The organism is Azotobacter chroococcum, from assembly GCF_002220155.1.
Lineage (GTDB): Bacteria > Pseudomonadota > Gammaproteobacteria > Pseudomonadales > Pseudomonadaceae > Azotobacter > Azotobacter chroococcum.
This window is the reverse complement of sequence record NZ_CP011835.1, coordinates 1,382,098-1,396,476: the sequence shown is the minus strand read 5'-3', so window position 1 is coordinate 1,396,476 and position 14,379 is coordinate 1,382,098. Positions and strand designations below refer to the sequence as shown.

The window sequence follows — 14,379 nt, the reverse complement described above, 5'->3', positions numbered from 1 at the left end:
GGGAAAGCGGCATATTGGGGCATGGCGCCCCGATTGCAACCGCCGTCCCGGCAAGGCCCGCGCCGGTCCGCTGCAATGTCGCCCGTCCGCACTCGGCTATCCTCATGGAGTCGCGCTTTCCGGCAGGCCCTGGCGCCGGCCTGCGCCCACTCAGGAAGGATGCCCATGCTGCTCGCCTGGCTTCTGCTTCTAGCCGTCGGCCTGGTCGTGCTGGCCCACCTGCGCACGCCGGCGCTGCCCGTCCTGGCCCTGCTCGCCCTGTACCTGATCGCCATGGGCCTGTCCGGCGACGCGCCCGGCTGGCTGCTGATCCTGCTCTGGCTGCCCTGGCTGGCGCTCGCCGTGCCGACGCTCCTGCCAGGCCTGCGCCGGCGCTACTTCAGCGCCCCAGCGCTCGCCTGGCTGGGCAAGGCCCTGCCGCCGCTCTCCGACACCGAGCGCGAAGCCATCGAGGCCGGCAGCGTGTGGTGGGATGGCGAGCTGTTCGGCGGCCGGCCGGACTGGAACAAACTGCTGAGTTACCCGAAACCCAGCCTCACGGCGGAAGAGCAGGCCTTTCTCGAAGGCCCCGTCGAGGAACTGTGCGCCATGGTCAGCGACTGGGAGATCGGCCAGCGTCTCGACCTGCCCCCCGAGGCCTGGGCGTTCATCAAGGCGCAGGGCTTCTTCGCCCTGATCATCCCCAGGGAGTACGGCGGCAAGGGTTTCTCCGCCCATGCCCATTCGCAGATCGTGATGAAGCTGGCCACCCGCAGCGGCGATCTGGCCTCGACGGTGATGGTGCCCAACTCCCTCGGCCCGGCGGAACTGCTGCTGCGCTATGGCAGCGAGGCGCAACGCCGCCACTATCTGCCGCGCCTGGCCGACGGCAGCGAGATTCCCTGCTTCGCCCTGACCGGCCCATACGCCGGCTCCGATGCCGGCGCCATGCCCGACAGCGGCGTGGTCTGCCGCGGCCTGTGGCAGGGCGAGGAGGTGCTCGGCCTGCGCCTGAACTGGGAGAAGCGCTACATCACCCTCGGCCCGGTGGCGACCCTGCTCGGCCTGGCCTTCAAGACCTACGACCCCGAGCACCTGCTCGGCGACCGGAAAGAGCTGGGCATCAGCCTGGCACTGATCCCCACCGATACGCCGGGCGTCGAGATCGGCCGTCGCCACCTGCCGCTCGGCGCCGCCTTCATGAACGGGCCGAACGCCGGCAAGGACGTGTTCGTGCCGCTGGACTTTCTCATCGGCGGCCAGGCGATGATCGGCAAGGGCTGGTCGATGCTCATGGAGTGCCTGTCGGTGGGCCGCTCGATCTCCCTGCCGGCGGTCGGCGCCAGCGTGGCCAAAAGCTGCAGCTACGTCAGCGGGCGCTATGCACGCGTCCGTGAACAGTTCGGCGTGCCGCTGGCCAGCTTCGAGGGCATCCAGGAGGTCTTGGCGCGCATCGGCGGCAATGCCTGGCTGATGGACAGCGCGCGCCTGCTCACCGCCCAGGCGGTGGATCTCGGCGAGAAGCCCGCGGTGCTCTCGGCCATCCTCAAGTACCAGCTGACCGAGCGCGCCCGCGAATGCATCAGCCACGCCATGGACATCCACGGCGGCAAGGGCATCATCCTCGGCCCGCGCAACTACCTGGCGCGCCTCTGGCAGATCACGCCGATCTTCATCACCGTGGAAGGCGCCAACATCCTCACCCGCAACCTGATGATCTTCGGCCAGGGCGCCGTCCGTGGCCATCCCTATCTGCTGCAGGAAATGACCCTCGCCGGTCGCGCGGGCCAGGCCGGGACGCTGGACGAATTCGATGCCGTGCTGTGCGGGCACCTGGGCCACGTCATCGGCAATGCCGCCAGCACCTTGCTGCTCGGCCTCGGCGGCGGCTGGCTCGACCGGGTTCCGGGCGATGCCGCGAGCCGCCGCCATTTCCGCGCCCTCAATCGCCTGGCGGCGGCCTTCGCCCTGCTCGCCGACTTCAGCCTGCTGCGGCTCGGTGGCGACCTGAAGCGCCGCGAGCGGCTCTCGGCACGCCTGGCCGACGTGCTGAGCCACCTCTATCTCGGCTCGGCCGCGCTCAAGCGCTATCACGACCTCGGCCATCCCCGGGAACAGCAGGCGCTGCTCGCCTGGGCCCTGGAGGAGTCCCTGGCGCGGGCCGAGGAAGCCCTGGCCGGCATTCTCGCCAACTTCCCCAGCCGCCCCCTCGGCGTGCTGCTGCGTGTCCTGGTGTTCCCCCTCGGCCGCCGCCACCGGGGCCCCTCCGACCGGCTGGATGCGGATGTCGCCGACATCCTCGGCCGCCCCGAGGACGACCCGGCCCTGGCGTCCCTGCTCGACGGCTGTTACCGCCCGCAATCCCCCGACCAGCCGCTCGGCGCCCTCCGCCAGGCCTTCCAGCGACTCACCGCCAGCCAGACCAGCGCCAGGAAACTGCGCGCGGCACTCCGCGACGGCCAGTTGCACCCGGCGCCCGGCAGCGACCCGATCGAAGCGGCGCTGGCAGCCGGCGTGCTGGACGACAGCGAGGCCACCGCCCTGCAGGCCGCGGAAGAAGCGCGACGCCGGGTCATCGACGTCGACGACTTCGCCCCGGAAGCGCTGCAGCTGTCCGAAGGCCAGGTCCGCTGAGGGACAGGGAGCCTCCTGTGCCGGCCTGCTATACTCCGCGCCCTTTTCATGACAGGTATTCCATGGCCATTTCCTATCTCGATCATCATCTCGCCCTGCTCGCCCACCTGCGCGGCATCCTCGTCGCCCTCGGCGAGACCGAACAAGTCTCGGACGAAAGCCATGCGCTGTTCATGGAGCGCTTCGACGAGCTGCTGGCTGCCCTGAGGGACAGTCCGGAGGAGCGCCACCTGGGCCAGGAGCTGATCTGCCAGGTGTTCCAGCGCTATCCGCAGATTGCCCACCTGGTGCCACGCGATCTGCTCTGGTTCTTCGGCGGGGACTGCCTGCACTTCATGCCGGACGAGGAAATCGCCCTGTACCAGGAGCTCGACGAGCGTCGCTTCGAAGCCGAAGCCCGCGGCGAGCCCTTCGAGTGGAACCGGGAGAAGCAGTTGCTCGCCCTGCCGGACGACAGCAGCCGGCACTGAATGCGAAAGGCCCGCCGAGCGGCGGGCCGGGAAATTCCTTCGAAAGCGGAAAAACGAAAACGCCACTCGATGAGTGGCGTTTTCGTGAGTTTGGAGCGGGAAACGAGACTCGAACTCGCGACCCCGACCTTGGCAAGGTCGTGCTCTACCAACTGAGCTATTCCCGCATTGTGCTTGTCCCGAGGGACCTTTCCAACGGCCCGCCTCGCGGGCCCGGCACACCGACCTCATCCGAGGTCTTGCGCCGAAGATGACGACCAAGCAATGTCGACGCCTTCGAGAAACTGGAGCGGGAAACGAGACTCGAACTCGCGACCCCGACCTTGGCAAGGTCGTGCTCTACCAACTGAGCTATTCCCGCATTGGCGTCCCCTAGGGGACTCGAACCCCTGTTACCGCCGTGAAAGGGCGGTGTCCTAGGCCACTAGACGAAGGGGACGCGGCCCGGAACTTACAACAGCTTTTCTTCCGGCCTCCAACGCCTGACTTTTGCTTCGGCGCTGGAAGTGGGGCGCATTCTAGGGAGCCTTTCGAAAATCGTCAACACCCGAATAAAGATTTTTCAAATCAACGACTTCCCGACACTGCACGGCTAGCCGAGAAGCCGCAGGCCGACCCAGTGGCGGGCGAACTGATAGGCGCAGCGGCCATTGCGGTTGCCGCGCCCCTGGGCCCAGCGGATCGCCGTCCTCTCCAGGGCCTCGTCCCAGTCCCAGGCCAGTTCGCACTGCCCCGCCAGCACCGCGATCCAGTGGCGCACCACGGACAGATAGTGATCCTGGGTGAAGGGATAGAAGGATAGCCACAGGCCGAACCGGTCGGACAGGGCGATCTTGTCCTCCACGGCCTCGTTCGGATGCACCTCGCCGTCGACCAGCTGCCAGTTGTCGTTGTCGCTCTGCCGCTCCGGCACCAGATGGCGACGATTGGAGGTGGCGTAGAGCAGCACGTTGTCCGGGGCGCGCTCCAGGGAGCCGTCCAGCACGCTTTTCAGCACCCGGTAGCCGTCGTCGCCGGCCTCGAAGGACAGGTCGTCGCAGAACAGCACGAAGCGCTGCGGCAGACCGGCCAGCCGCTCGACCACCCGCGGCAGGTCGGCCAGGTGGTTGCGCTCGATCTCGATCAGGCGCAGGCCGGCCGCGGCATGCTCGGCCAGCAGCGCGCGGACCAGGGAGGACTTGCCGGTGCCGCGGGCGCCCCACAGCAGGGCATGGTTGGCGGGCAGGCCGGCGACGAACTGGCGGGTGTTGCGCGACAGCTGGTCGCGCTGGCTGTCCACCCCGATCAGGTCGGCCAGCTGCATGTCCAGGCTCACCTGCAGCGGCAGCAGCACCCCGTCGCGCCCCACGCGCTGCCAGCGCGCCGCCAGGCTGCAGGTCCAGTCCAGCGGGGGCTGGGCCGCCGGCAGCAGGGGTTCGAGACGCTCCAGCAAAACCTGCGCCTGGTCAAGAAACTCGTTCAATCGGCCGTTCACAATCCTTCCTTAATACGATGGTCAGAATGCATGAAGGGTTCTGCCAGCCCGAGGCAGGCTTGGGTTATCCTACGCGGCTAGCATTTGGACTCCAGCCACTGCATGAACATAGCGCCAACCAACCGCCTCTCCTACAAGCAGGCCTCCCTGGCGGTACTGGCGGCGTTCGTGCTCGGTACCCTGCTCAGTCTGGCGAAGATCAGCCTGGATTATGCCAGCCAGAGCGCGTCCATCGAACGTGAAATCACCAGCCTGCAGCAAATCAGTCTCAACCCGGCGGCGCGCATCGCCTACAACATCGATGCCGAACTGGCCCAGGAGCTGCTGCTCGGCCTGTTGCGCTCGCCGGCGGTGATCAGCGCGGAAATCGTCGGCAGCGACCATCGCCCCCTGGCCGCGGTCAGCCGCCCGGCGATGAACAGCGAATACCGGGTGTTCAGCGACATGCTGTTCAAGCCCCGGCGCTACTTCGAGGCGCCGCTGAGCATCGCCCACGCACCCGACGAAGCCCTAGGCTTCCTGCGCCTGGAGATCGACACCTACGCCTTCGGCAGCACCTTTCTCGAACGCTCCGGACTCACCCTGCTGACCGGCTTCGCCAGCAGCCTGCTGCTCGCCCTGCTCCTGCTAGTGGTGTTCAACCGGATGCTGACCCGGCCGCTGGTCGGCATCATCCAGCAACTGAGCGAACACAACCCCAACGAGAACCGCCCGCTGCCCTGCCCGCCACGCCACGCCACGAGAGCGATGAAATCGGCATCCTGGTCCAGGCCATCAACCAGCTGCTGCGCAAGACCAGCCAGGAGATCGAGCAGCGTCGCGAGGCCGAGAACCGCCTGACCGAATACCTCGGCGAACTGGAGAACATGGTTTCGGCGCGTACCGCCGAACTGGAGGCGGCCAACGCCCGCCTGACGCAGAGCAACCGCGACCTGGAAACCGCCCGGAGCACCGCCCTGGAGATGGCCCAGGCACGCTCGGCCTTTCTCGCCAACATGAGCCATGAGATCCGCACGCCGCTGAACGGCCTGCTCGGCATGCTGTCCCTATCCCTCGACGGCCCGCTCAGCAGCGAACAGCGTCAGCAGCTTTCCGTCGCCCATGCCTCGGGCAAGGTGCTGGTCCGCCTGCTCAACGACGTGCTCGACCTGTCCAAGTTCGAGTCCGGCCAGATGGAGCTAGAACGGATTCCCTTCGATATCGGCGCGCTGATCGAGGACGCCACCGCCCTGCTCTCGCAGAGCGCGGCGCCCGGCGTCGAACTGACCTGCCTGATCGACCCCGGGCTGCCCACTCAGGTGATCGGCGACCCGACGCGGGTCAGGCAGATCGCCAGCAACCTGATCTCCAACGCGCTCAAGTTCACCCGCTTCGGGCGGGTCGACGTCTGCCTGCAGACCAGCGGCGACGGCATACGGCTGGTCATCCGCGACACCGGCATCGGCATCTCCCGCGAAGCCCAGGCGCGCATCTTCCAGCCCTTCGCCCAGGCCACCGCCACCATTACCCGCCAGTACGGCGGAACCGGCCTCGGCCTGGCCCTGACCCGCAAGCTCTGCGAGGCCATGCAGGGCCGTCTCGCCTTCACCTCCAAGGAAGGCCTGGGCAGCACCTTCAGCGTCGAGCTGCCGCTGCCCTGCCACACCCCGGCCATGCCCCGCGGCGCCCTGCACGGCTGCGTCATCGGCATGACGCCCGGCAGCAGCGGACTGGCGGAACTGCTGGAAATGCACCTGCCGGGCTGGGGGCTGGAGTATCGGCGGCTGGATGTCGACAGCGGCCTGGCTGGAATCGAGACCGACCTGCTGATCACCGACTGCCCGCAATGCCTGCTGGGCATGCGCCCGGCCGTCACTGCGCCGTTCCTGGTGGTGGCCGCCTACGGCAGCTTCCTGCCAAAGGAAGAGGCGCATGCCCTGGCGCCCCTCCAGCAACTGGCCCGGCCACTCTCCCGCGCTGCCCTGTACCTGGCGGTGACGCGCGCCCTGCAGGCCATCGAGGAGCCTCCGCCCGGGGAGGTCGAGCCCGTGCAGGCGGCGCCCCGGCAACGCCAGGTCCTGCTGGTCGAGGACAACCCGGTCAACCAGATGGTCGCCAAGGGCATGCTGGCCAAGCTCGGCTACGAGGTCGCCATCGCCCCGCATGGCGCCGAAGCGCTGTCCTATCTGGAACAGGGCCCGGTCGATCTGATCCTGATGGACTGCAACATGCCGGTGATGGACGGCTACGAGACCAGCCGGCGGATTCGCCAGGACGGCCGCTGGTCGGAGCTGCCGATCATCGCCCTGACCGCCAACGTTCTGCCGGAGGAACGTGAACGCTGCCGCACCGCCGGCATGAACGACTACCTGGCCAAGCCCCTGCGCCGCGAGGACCTGGCCAACATGCTGCACACCTGGCTGCCGGGTGGGGCAAGCGCTACATGAGCGGAGCCGACGACAGGCTCGACGACCCTGCGGCAAACGAGGAAACAGCACTGCGCGAGGCCTGCCTGATACTGGCCGTCGGCCAGGTCCTATTCAAGCAAGGCTTCGATTTCGCCGCAGAGCTGACCCGGGTCGGTCGCGGGAGCGAAACGCCTGACCACCCGGCCCTCCCGGCCGATCAGGAACTTGGTGAAGTTCCACTTCACGCTCTGGGTGCCGAGCAGGCCTGGCGCACGCTGCTTCAGCTCCGCGAACAGGGGGTGCGCCTGGGGCCCATTGACCTCGACCTTCTGAAACAGCGGAAAACCGACACCATAGTTAAGCTGGCAGAACTCGGCGATTTCGAGTTCATCGCCTGGCTCCTGATGACCGAACTGATTGCAGGGGAAGCCGAGCACCACCAGGCCCCGTTCCCGATAACGCTGCCAGAGCATCTGCAGGCCTTCGTACTGGGGCGTGAAACCGCAGCGGCTGGCCGTGTTCACCACCAGCCAGGCGCGGCCGGGAAAATCGGCCAGCGTCCGCGGCTGATCATCGAGGGGAATGTCGAACAGAGGATCGTGCATGCCGAAGCCCTCCTGCAAGGCTCGGGCCGGGTCCCGGCACTGCCCGGAACCCGGCAGGAATGAGGCCGGCCGGCTCAGCCCTCGCCGCGCGGCTGCAGGCGCAGCGAGGCGGAGTTGATGCAGTAGCGCAGCCCGGTCGGCGGTGGCCCGTCGGGAAACACATGGCCCAGATGGGCGTCGCAGCGGGCGCAGAGCACCTCGATGCGGTGCATGCCGTGGCTGTAGTCGTCGCGGCTGGACAGCGCGCCGGCGGCCACCGGCTGGAAGTAGCTGGGCCAGCCACAGCCGGCGTCGTACTTGGCGTCGGAATCGAACAGCGGCGCATCGCAGCAGACGCAGTGATAGACCCCCGGCACGCTGGTGGCGTAGTACTCGCCGCTGAAGGCCCGCTCCGTGCCGCCCAGGCGGCAGACGCGGAAACGCTCCTCGGACAGGAGTTCCCGCCAGGCATCAAGGGATTTTTCGAGCTTGTCCATGCGTGTACCTCGTTCGATTGGAAAAAAGCCCGACCGGTACCTTTCCAGCGAATCGGGCCGCGACGTATGATTCGCAACCAGTTTGTCATCCGCGTCATCCATAGCCAAGGCCGCAAGGCCCGAATCGGTCCGGCGGCGAAGGATGGCTGCGTTCGCTGCCCCGGCGTCCGCGCCCGGCCTACCGGCCGCACCAGCGTCCTCCTTCCCTCCCCGGTTCCGGCCCCTGCGCTTCTTCTTCGGGATCACACACATGCAGGTTAGTAAATCGAACAAGCTCGCCAACGTCTGCTACGACATCCGCGGGCCGGTGCTCAAGCACGCCAAGCGCCTGGAGGAGGAAGGCCACCGCATCCTCAAGCTGAACATCGGCAACCCGGCGCCGTTCGGTTTCGAGGCTCCCGAGGAAATCCTCCAGGACGTGATCCGCAACCTGCCCACCGCCCAGGGCTACAGCGACTCCAAGGGGCTGTTCAGCGCGCGCAAGGCGGTGATGCAGTACTACCAGCAGAAGAAGGTCGAAGGCGTCGGCATCGAGGACATCTACCTCGGCAACGGCGTCTCCGAGCTGATCGTCATGGTCCTGCAGGCCCTGCTCAACAACGGCGACGAGGTGCTGATCCCGGCCCCCGACTACCCGCTGTGGACCGCGGCCACCAGCCTGGCCGGCGGCAAGGCGGTGCACTACCTGTGCGACGAGCAGTCGAACTGGTATCCCGACATCGCCGACATCAAGGCCAAGATCACCCGCAACACCAGGGCGCTGCTGCTGATCAACCCGAACAACCCCACCGGCGCGGTCTATCCGAAGGAGGTGCTGGAGGAGATCGTCGAGGTCGCCCGGCAGCACAACCTGGTGCTCTTCTCCGACGAGATCTACGACAAGATCCTCTACGACGACGCCCAGCACATCTCCACCGCCTCGCTGGCGCCGGACGTGCTCTGCCTGACCTTCAACGGCCTGTCCAAGGCCTACCGGGTGGCCGGCTTCCGCTCCGGCTGGGTGGCCATTTCCGGTCCCAAGCACAAGGCGCAGAGCTACATCGAGGGACTCGACATCCTCGCCAACATGCGCCTGTGCGCCAACGTGCCGGCCCAGCACGCGATCCAGACCGCCCTCGGCGGCTACCAGAGCATCAACGACCTGATCCTGCCCAGCGGGCGCCTGCTGGAGCAGCGCAACCGCACCTGGGAGCTGCTCAACGACATCCCCGGCGTCAGCTGCGTCAAGCCGATGGGCGCGCTCTACGCCTTCCCGAAGATCGACCCCAAGGTCTGCCCGATCCACAACGACGAGAAGTTCGTCCTCGACCTGCTGCTGCAGGAAAAGCTCTTGATCGTCCAGGGCACCGCCTTCAACTGGCCGTGGCCGGACCACTTCCGGGTGGTCACCCTGCCGCGGGTCGACGACCTCGAGCAGGCCATCGGCCGCATCGGCAACTTCCTCAGGACCTACCGTCAATAAGAAGTGATGATGGACCTGCAGATCGACGACTTCCACAAGGACGCCGCCGCCGGCCTGCTGCGGCTGCATCAGGCCTTCCCGCGCAAGATCGCGCTGTACGTGGAAGACCTGATCGGTCGCGAGGAGCCGGACGAGTTCGGCCTGCCGAGCACACGCCACCAGAGCTGCCTGAGCGCCCTGCTCTGGCTGGCCGAGGAAGGCTATCTGCGCTTCGACTCGACCATCCGCCACGAGGCCCTGGACCAGGCCGTGCTCAGCGAAAAGGGCTTCCTGCGCCTGTCCCGCGCGGTCTCCGGCGCGGCGCCGGCGGACCCTGCGCTGCCGGCCAGCGTGCGGCGGGTGCGGGCCACCCTAGCCTGGCAGCTGCGCGAGGCGCTGGTGGAGGGCGACAGCGAACGCCTGGTGCACCTCGGTCGCCTGATCTTCGAGGCCACGCCGCTCCACCCGGGGGACACAGTTTGAAATAGTCGCCTGGTTGAAGCCCCTGTGGACGCGACCTTATATAGCCCGGCATGAAACCCATGCCTCTGTGAGGAGAACCTGATTCCATGATGCGCATCCTGCTGTTCCTGGCCACCAACCTGGCGGTGCTGATCATCGCCAGCATCACCCTGAAACTGCTCGGGGTCGACCGCTTCACCGGCCAGAACTACGGTAATCTGCTGATCTACTGCGCCGTGTTCGGCTTCGCCGGCTCGCTGGTATCGCTGTTCATCTCCAAATGGATGGCGAAGATGAGCACCGGCACCGAGATCATCAGCCAGCCGCGCACCCGCCATGAGCAGTGGCTGCTGCAGACCGTCGAGCAACTGTCTCGCGAAGCCGGCATCAAGATGCCGGAAGTCGGCATCTTCCCCGCCTACGAGGCCAACGCCTTCGCCACCGGCTGGAACCGCAACGACGCGCTGGTCGCCGTCAGCCAGGGCCTGCTGGAGCGCTTCTCGCCGGACGAGGTGCGTGCCGTGCTGGCCCACGAGATCGGTCACGTGGCCAACGGCGACATGGTCACCCTGGCGCTGATCCAGGGCGTGGTGAACACCTTCGTGATGTTCTTCGCGCGGATCTTCGGCAACTTCGTCGACAAGGTGGTGTTGAAGAACGAGGAAGGCCCGGGCATCGGCTACTTCGTCGCGACCATCGCCGCCGAACTAGTGCTCGGCATCCTCGCCAGCATCATCGTCATGTGGTTCTCCCGTCGCCGCGAATTCCGCGCCGACGAGGCCGGCGCCCAGCTGGCCGGCACCCCCGCGATGATCGGCGCCCTGCAGCGCCTGCAGGCCGAGCAGGATGTCCCCGTGCACATGCCGGACAGCCTGACCGCCTTCGGCATCAACGGCGGCCTCAAGCACGGCCTGGCGGGCCTGCTGATGAGCCACCCGCCGCTGGAGGAGCGCATCGAGGCGCTGTACCGGCGCGGCTGACGGCAGCCGCGGAGGCGGCGGCCTGTTAAGATGGCGACAGGAAAAGGGGCGACCGCGGGTCGCCCCTTTCGTTTGTGCCGGAAACGGGAGACCCCATGCGCCGATTGATTCTCGCCTACTGCACCCTGCTCGCCCTCGGCGGCTGCCAGAGCGCCTACTACTCGATGATGGAAAAGGCTGGCGTCCACAAGCGCGACATCCTCGCCGAGCGTGTCGAGGCCGCACGCGACAGCCAGCAGGCAGCCAAGGAGCAGTTCAAGGACGCCCTCGAGCGCTACCGCAGCGTGGTGCAGATCCAGGGCGGCGACCTAGAAGCGCGCTACGTCGCCCTCGAGCGTGAATACCGGGCCAGCGAGGCCAGCGCCAAGGCGGTGCGCCAGCGCATTGCCGCCGTCGAGGACGTGGCCGGAGCGCTGTTCGAGGAGTGGGAAGGCGAACTCGACCAGTACAGCAACGCCACCCTGCGCCGGGCCAGCGCCAAGGAACTGGAACGCACCCGCAAGCAGTACAAGACCCTGCTGACCCGCATGCAGGCCGCCGAGAAGCGCATCGAGCCGGTGCTCAGCGTGCTGCGCGACCAGGTGCTGTTCCTCAAGCACAACCTCAACGCCCGCGCCATCGGCGCGCTGCAGGGCGAGTACCGCAGCCTGCAGGGCAACGTCGACCAGCTGCTGCGCGACATGCAGCGCTCCATCGACGAGGCCGACAACTTCGTGCACCGCCTGCAGGCGCCGCTCGACTGAGCTAGCGACGCTCCAGGCGGTAGACGCGCTCCTCCAGCCGGTCGAGACCACGCTGGAGGAATTTCCAGTTCTCCCTGAGCACGTCGGGCGCCTCCAGCAAGTGCAGTTGCCAGTCCGCCGCCAGCAGGCGCTGCACCTCATGGTCGGGGACGGCGAAGGGCGGGCCGTCCATCCGTGCCTGGTCGTAGTCCAGGGTGACCAGCAGTCCCCGGCAACCCGGCGGCAGGATCGCCGACAGGTGGGCGACATAGCGCTCGCGCATCTCCGGCGGCAGGGCGATCAGCGCCGCGCGGTCGTAGAGCCCCCGGCAATCGGCGACATCGGTGGCCGTCAGGGCGAAGAAATCGCCGCAGCGGATCTCCACCGGGCCGGCCCGATAGACCGTGAAAGCGCCCTGCCGGGCGATCTGCGGCGACAGCTGGTGCTCGGCGAAGAAGTCGCGCACCGCCTTCTCCGCCAGTTCGACGCCGAGCACCGCAAAGCCCTCTCCGGCCAGCCAGGCCAGATCGAGGGTCTTGCCGCACAGCGGCACCAGCACCCGGCTCCCGGGCGCCAGCCCCAGCGTCGGCCAGTGGCGGCTCAGGTAGGGGTTGACCTCCGTCTGCTGGAAGCCGATCTCGTTGCGCGTCCAGCGCGCCTGCCAGAAGTCCTCGTGCACCTGTTTCTCCTGCAAAGTCGATGTTGCGCCGAAGACTCTACACGCGAAACAGCCGGCCAGGCTGCAGAAACAAAAAAGCCCTGCCTCATTGGCAGGGCTTTTTCCGGTCGACGAGGACTCAGTCCTCGCGATAGCGGCGCAGCTTCAGCTGCTTGCCGGCGACGCGAGTGTCGCGCAGCTTGCCGAGCAGGCGCTCGAGGCCATCTTCCGGCAGCTCGATCAGGCTGAAGCTGTCACGGACCTGGATGCGGCCGATGGAGTCGCGGGCCAGACCGCCTTCGTTGAGGATCGCACCCAGCAGGTTCTTCGCGGCGATCCCGTCGCGTGCGCCCAGCGCAGCACGGCAGCGGACCCGGCCTTCCGGCAGGGGCATCGGCGCGCGCCGTTCGCGGTGCACGCTGCTGCGCTCGCCACGCTCGGGGGCACGCTCGCTGCGCTCACGGCGCTCGCGCGGCACCGCCACGCCCGGCACCAGCGGCTGCTCGCGCTCGACCTCGGCCAGGGTCAGCCCCTGGCCGTTGGTGGCCTTGCGCAGCAGGGCCGACGCCAGGGCGCGCGGGCTGCAGTCAAGCTCGGCGGTCAGGCGGTCGAGCAGCTCGCCGTGGCTGGCTTCGGCCTCGGCCAGCAGCGGCTGCAGACTGGCGGTCAGCTTGCGGATGCGCGCGTCCAGCACCTGCTGGGCGTTGGGCAGGTGCACCTCGGCGACCTTCTGCCCGGTGACCCGCTCGATCACCTGCAGCATGCGCCGCTCGCGCGGCGTCACCAGCAGCAGGGCACGGCCGTCGCGACCGGCCCGGCCGGTACGGCCGATGCGGTGCACGTAGGACTCCGGGTCGTAGGGCATGTCGACGTTGAACACGTGGGTGATGCGCGGCACGTCGATGCCGCGGGCGGCCACGTCGGTGGCGACGACGATGTCCAGACGGCCGTCCTTGAGCGATTCGATGACCCGCTCGCGCTGGTTCTGGGCGATGTCGCCGTTCAGCGCGGCGGCCTTGTAGCCCTTGGCCTCGAGGGCGCTGGCCAGGTCCAGAGTGGCCTGCTTGGTGCGCACGAAGGCAATCAGCGCGTCGAACTCCTCGACCTCCAGCAGGCGCAGCACGGCGGCGGTCTTCTGGTCGGCGTGGACCATCAGGTGGGCCTGGTCGATGCGCGCCACGGTCTGGGTCTTGGCGGCGATCTTGACGTGCTGCGGCTCGCGCAGGTGCTTCTCGGCAATCTCGCGGATCGAGTGCGGCAGGGTCGCGGAGAACAGCACGGTCTGGCGGCTTTCCGGCAGGGCGGCGAAGATCACCTCGAGATCGTCCATGAAGCCGAGCTTGAGCATCTCGTCGGCCTCGTCGAGCACCAGGTGCTTCACGGTGGAGAGCAGCTGCTCGTCGCGACGCAGGTGGTCGCACAGGCGGCCGGGGGTGGCTACCACGATCTGCGCGCCCTGGCGCAGCGCCTTCAGCTGCGGCCCCATCGGCGCGCCGCCGTAGACCGCCACCACGCCGACACCGGGCAGCTGGCTGGCATAGGTCTCGAAGGCGGTGGCCACCTGCAGGGCCAGCTCGCGGGTCGGCGCGAGGATCAGCAGCTGCGGCTCGCGGCGCGCCGGGTCGATGCGCGACAGCATCGGCAGGGCGAAGGCGGCGGTCTTGCCGGTGCCGGTCTGGGCCTGGCCGATCATGTCGTGGCCGGCAAGGATCACCGGGATCGCCTGGGCCTGGATGGGGGATGGCTCTTCGTAGCCCACCGCGGTGATGGCGGCGAGTACAGCGGGATGAATGCCGAGTGCGGCGAAGCCGCCGGTCTCCTGGGTCATGGGATCTGCCTCATGTGCATCCGCAAACCCAAGGCCCAAGGCTGCGCGCATGCCATGCAAAGACCCGAAGGTCACCCTGGCAGCCCGGTCGGCAGGAATTTGCGAGAACGCGTGATGGATGGGATGAATCGTCAAGGATAGTCCGCAGGACTGGCCTGCAGCCGAAGGCGGAGCTTCGGGGAGGGTGCTACCTGAACGCGGCCGCTTGGGCCGGTGCCTACTATACAGCAAAAAGCCGACCGGTGTGCGCTCTTTGCCGGACA

The 14,379-nt window shown here is 67.7% G+C and carries 11 protein-coding genes, 3 tRNA genes and 1 pseudogene; 7 read left to right on the top strand and 8 right to left on the bottom strand.

Going from position 1 to position 14,379, the window contains the following annotated elements:
• Positions 1-165 precede the first annotated feature (165 nt).
• Both ACG10_RS06520 and ACG10_RS06515 read left to right on the top strand, forming a co-directional pair.
• Complete coding sequence (locus ACG10_RS06520) at positions 166-2,613, top strand: acyl-CoA dehydrogenase (RefSeq protein ID WP_089167594.1); 2,448 nt, start codon at positions 166-168, stop codon at positions 2,611-2,613.
• 62 nt (positions 2,614-2,675) lie between these two features.
• Positions 2,676-3,083 (top strand): PA2817 family protein, encoded by a 408-nt coding sequence (locus ACG10_RS06515; RefSeq protein ID WP_089167593.1) that lies wholly within the window; start codon positions 2,676-2,678, stop codon positions 3,081-3,083.
• A 91-nt stretch (positions 3,084-3,174) separates the two neighbouring features.
• Here the strand turns inward: ACG10_RS06515 and ACG10_RS06510 are convergent.
• The 4 genes from ACG10_RS06510 to ACG10_RS06495 form a co-directional block, all read right to left on the bottom strand.
• Positions 3,175-3,250, bottom strand: a tRNA-Gly gene (locus tag ACG10_RS06510).
• 118 nt (positions 3,251-3,368) lie between these two features.
• Positions 3,369-3,444: transfer RNA gene (locus ACG10_RS06505), tRNA-Gly, on the bottom strand.
• Positions 3,445-3,446: 2 nt separating this feature from the next.
• A tRNA-Glu gene (locus ACG10_RS06500) sits at positions 3,447-3,522 on the bottom strand.
• A gap of 153 nt (positions 3,523-3,675) precedes the next feature.
• A complete protein-coding gene (locus ACG10_RS06495; RefSeq protein ID WP_089167592.1) occupies positions 3,676-4,557 on the bottom strand; it encodes an ATP-binding protein in 882 nt (293 codons plus the stop codon).
• A 102-nt stretch (positions 4,558-4,659) separates the two neighbouring features.
• On the opposite strand from ACG10_RS06495, the pseudogene ACG10_RS06490 reads away from it, so the two are divergent.
• Positions 4,660-6,983 (top strand): annotated as a pseudogene (locus tag ACG10_RS06490) (response regulator).
• A gap of 89 nt (positions 6,984-7,072) precedes the next feature.
• On the opposite strand, the gene ACG10_RS06485 reads toward ACG10_RS06490, so the two are convergent.
• Both ACG10_RS06485 and msrB read right to left on the bottom strand, forming a co-directional pair.
• Positions 7,073-7,549, bottom strand: a complete 477-nt coding sequence (locus tag ACG10_RS06485) for a glutathione peroxidase (RefSeq protein ID WP_089167591.1) — start codon at positions 7,547-7,549, stop codon at positions 7,073-7,075.
• A gap of 74 nt (positions 7,550-7,623) precedes the next feature.
• Positions 7,624-8,025 carry a peptide-methionine (R)-S-oxide reductase MsrB gene (msrB, locus tag ACG10_RS06480; RefSeq protein ID WP_039805267.1) on the bottom strand — a complete coding sequence of 134 codons (402 nt, stop codon included), beginning with the start codon at positions 8,023-8,025 and terminating at the stop codon, positions 7,624-7,626.
• 250 nt (positions 8,026-8,275) lie between these two features.
• On the opposite strand from msrB, the gene ACG10_RS06475 reads away from it, so the two are divergent.
• From ACG10_RS06475 to ACG10_RS06460, 4 genes are all read left to right on the top strand, one after another.
• Entirely contained in the window at positions 8,276-9,487 is a 1,212-nt protein-coding gene (locus tag ACG10_RS06475; protein ID WP_039805269.1) for a pyridoxal phosphate-dependent aminotransferase, read from the top strand.
• Positions 9,488-9,496: 9 nt separating this feature from the next.
• Positions 9,497-9,949, top strand: a complete 453-nt coding sequence (locus tag ACG10_RS06470) for a hypothetical protein (protein WP_089167590.1) — start codon at positions 9,497-9,499, stop codon at positions 9,947-9,949.
• A gap of 86 nt (positions 9,950-10,035) precedes the next feature.
• Positions 10,036-10,908: a protease HtpX gene (htpX, locus tag ACG10_RS06465; protein WP_039805273.1), complete on the top strand. Its 873-nt coding sequence runs from the start codon at positions 10,036-10,038 to the stop codon at positions 10,906-10,908.
• Between the two features lie 95 nt (positions 10,909-11,003).
• Positions 11,004-11,651, top strand: a complete 648-nt coding sequence (locus ACG10_RS06460; RefSeq protein ID WP_089167589.1) for a DUF2959 domain-containing protein — start codon at positions 11,004-11,006, stop codon at positions 11,649-11,651.
• A 1-nt stretch (position 11,652) separates the two neighbouring features.
• Here ACG10_RS06460 and ACG10_RS06455 read toward each other — a convergent pair whose 3' ends face one another.
• Together ACG10_RS06455 and ACG10_RS06450 are read right to left on the bottom strand one after the other, a co-directional pair.
• Positions 11,653-12,309: a thiopurine S-methyltransferase gene (locus tag ACG10_RS06455; protein ID WP_089167588.1), complete on the bottom strand. Its 657-nt coding sequence runs from the start codon at positions 12,307-12,309 to the stop codon at positions 11,653-11,655.
• A 118-nt stretch (positions 12,310-12,427) separates the two neighbouring features.
• Positions 12,428-14,116 (bottom strand): DEAD/DEAH box helicase, encoded by a 1,689-nt coding sequence (locus tag ACG10_RS06450; protein WP_039805280.1) that lies wholly within the window; start codon positions 14,114-14,116, stop codon positions 12,428-12,430.
• Positions 14,117-14,379: the final 263 nt, after the last annotated feature.

Excerpts from the sequence above, each read along its gene's own strand:
- ACG10_RS06470 (WP_089167590.1), top strand. The coding sequence starts at position 9,497 with ATGGACCTGCAGATCGACGACTTCCACAAGGACGCCGCCGCCGGCCTG.
- msrB (WP_039805267.1), bottom strand. The coding sequence starts at position 8,025 with ATGGACAAGCTCGAAAAATCCCTTGATGCCTGGCGGGAACTCCTGTCC.
- ACG10_RS06450 (WP_039805280.1), bottom strand. The coding sequence starts at position 14,116 with ATGACCCAGGAGACCGGCGGCTTCGCCGCACTCGGCATTCATCCCGCT.
- ACG10_RS06515 (WP_089167593.1), top strand. The coding sequence starts at position 2,676 with ATGGCCATTTCCTATCTCGATCATCATCTCGCCCTGCTCGCCCACCTG.
- ACG10_RS06460 (WP_089167589.1), top strand. The coding sequence starts at position 11,004 with ATGCGCCGATTGATTCTCGCCTACTGCACCCTGCTCGCCCTCGGCGGC.
- ACG10_RS06475 (WP_039805269.1), top strand. The coding sequence starts at position 8,276 with ATGCAGGTTAGTAAATCGAACAAGCTCGCCAACGTCTGCTACGACATC.
- htpX (WP_039805273.1), top strand. The coding sequence starts at position 10,036 with ATGATGCGCATCCTGCTGTTCCTGGCCACCAACCTGGCGGTGCTGATC.
- ACG10_RS06520 (WP_089167594.1), top strand. The coding sequence starts at position 166 with ATGCTGCTCGCCTGGCTTCTGCTTCTAGCCGTCGGCCTGGTCGTGCTG.
- ACG10_RS06485 (WP_089167591.1), bottom strand. The coding sequence starts at position 7,549 with ATGCACGATCCTCTGTTCGACATTCCCCTCGATGATCAGCCGCGGACG.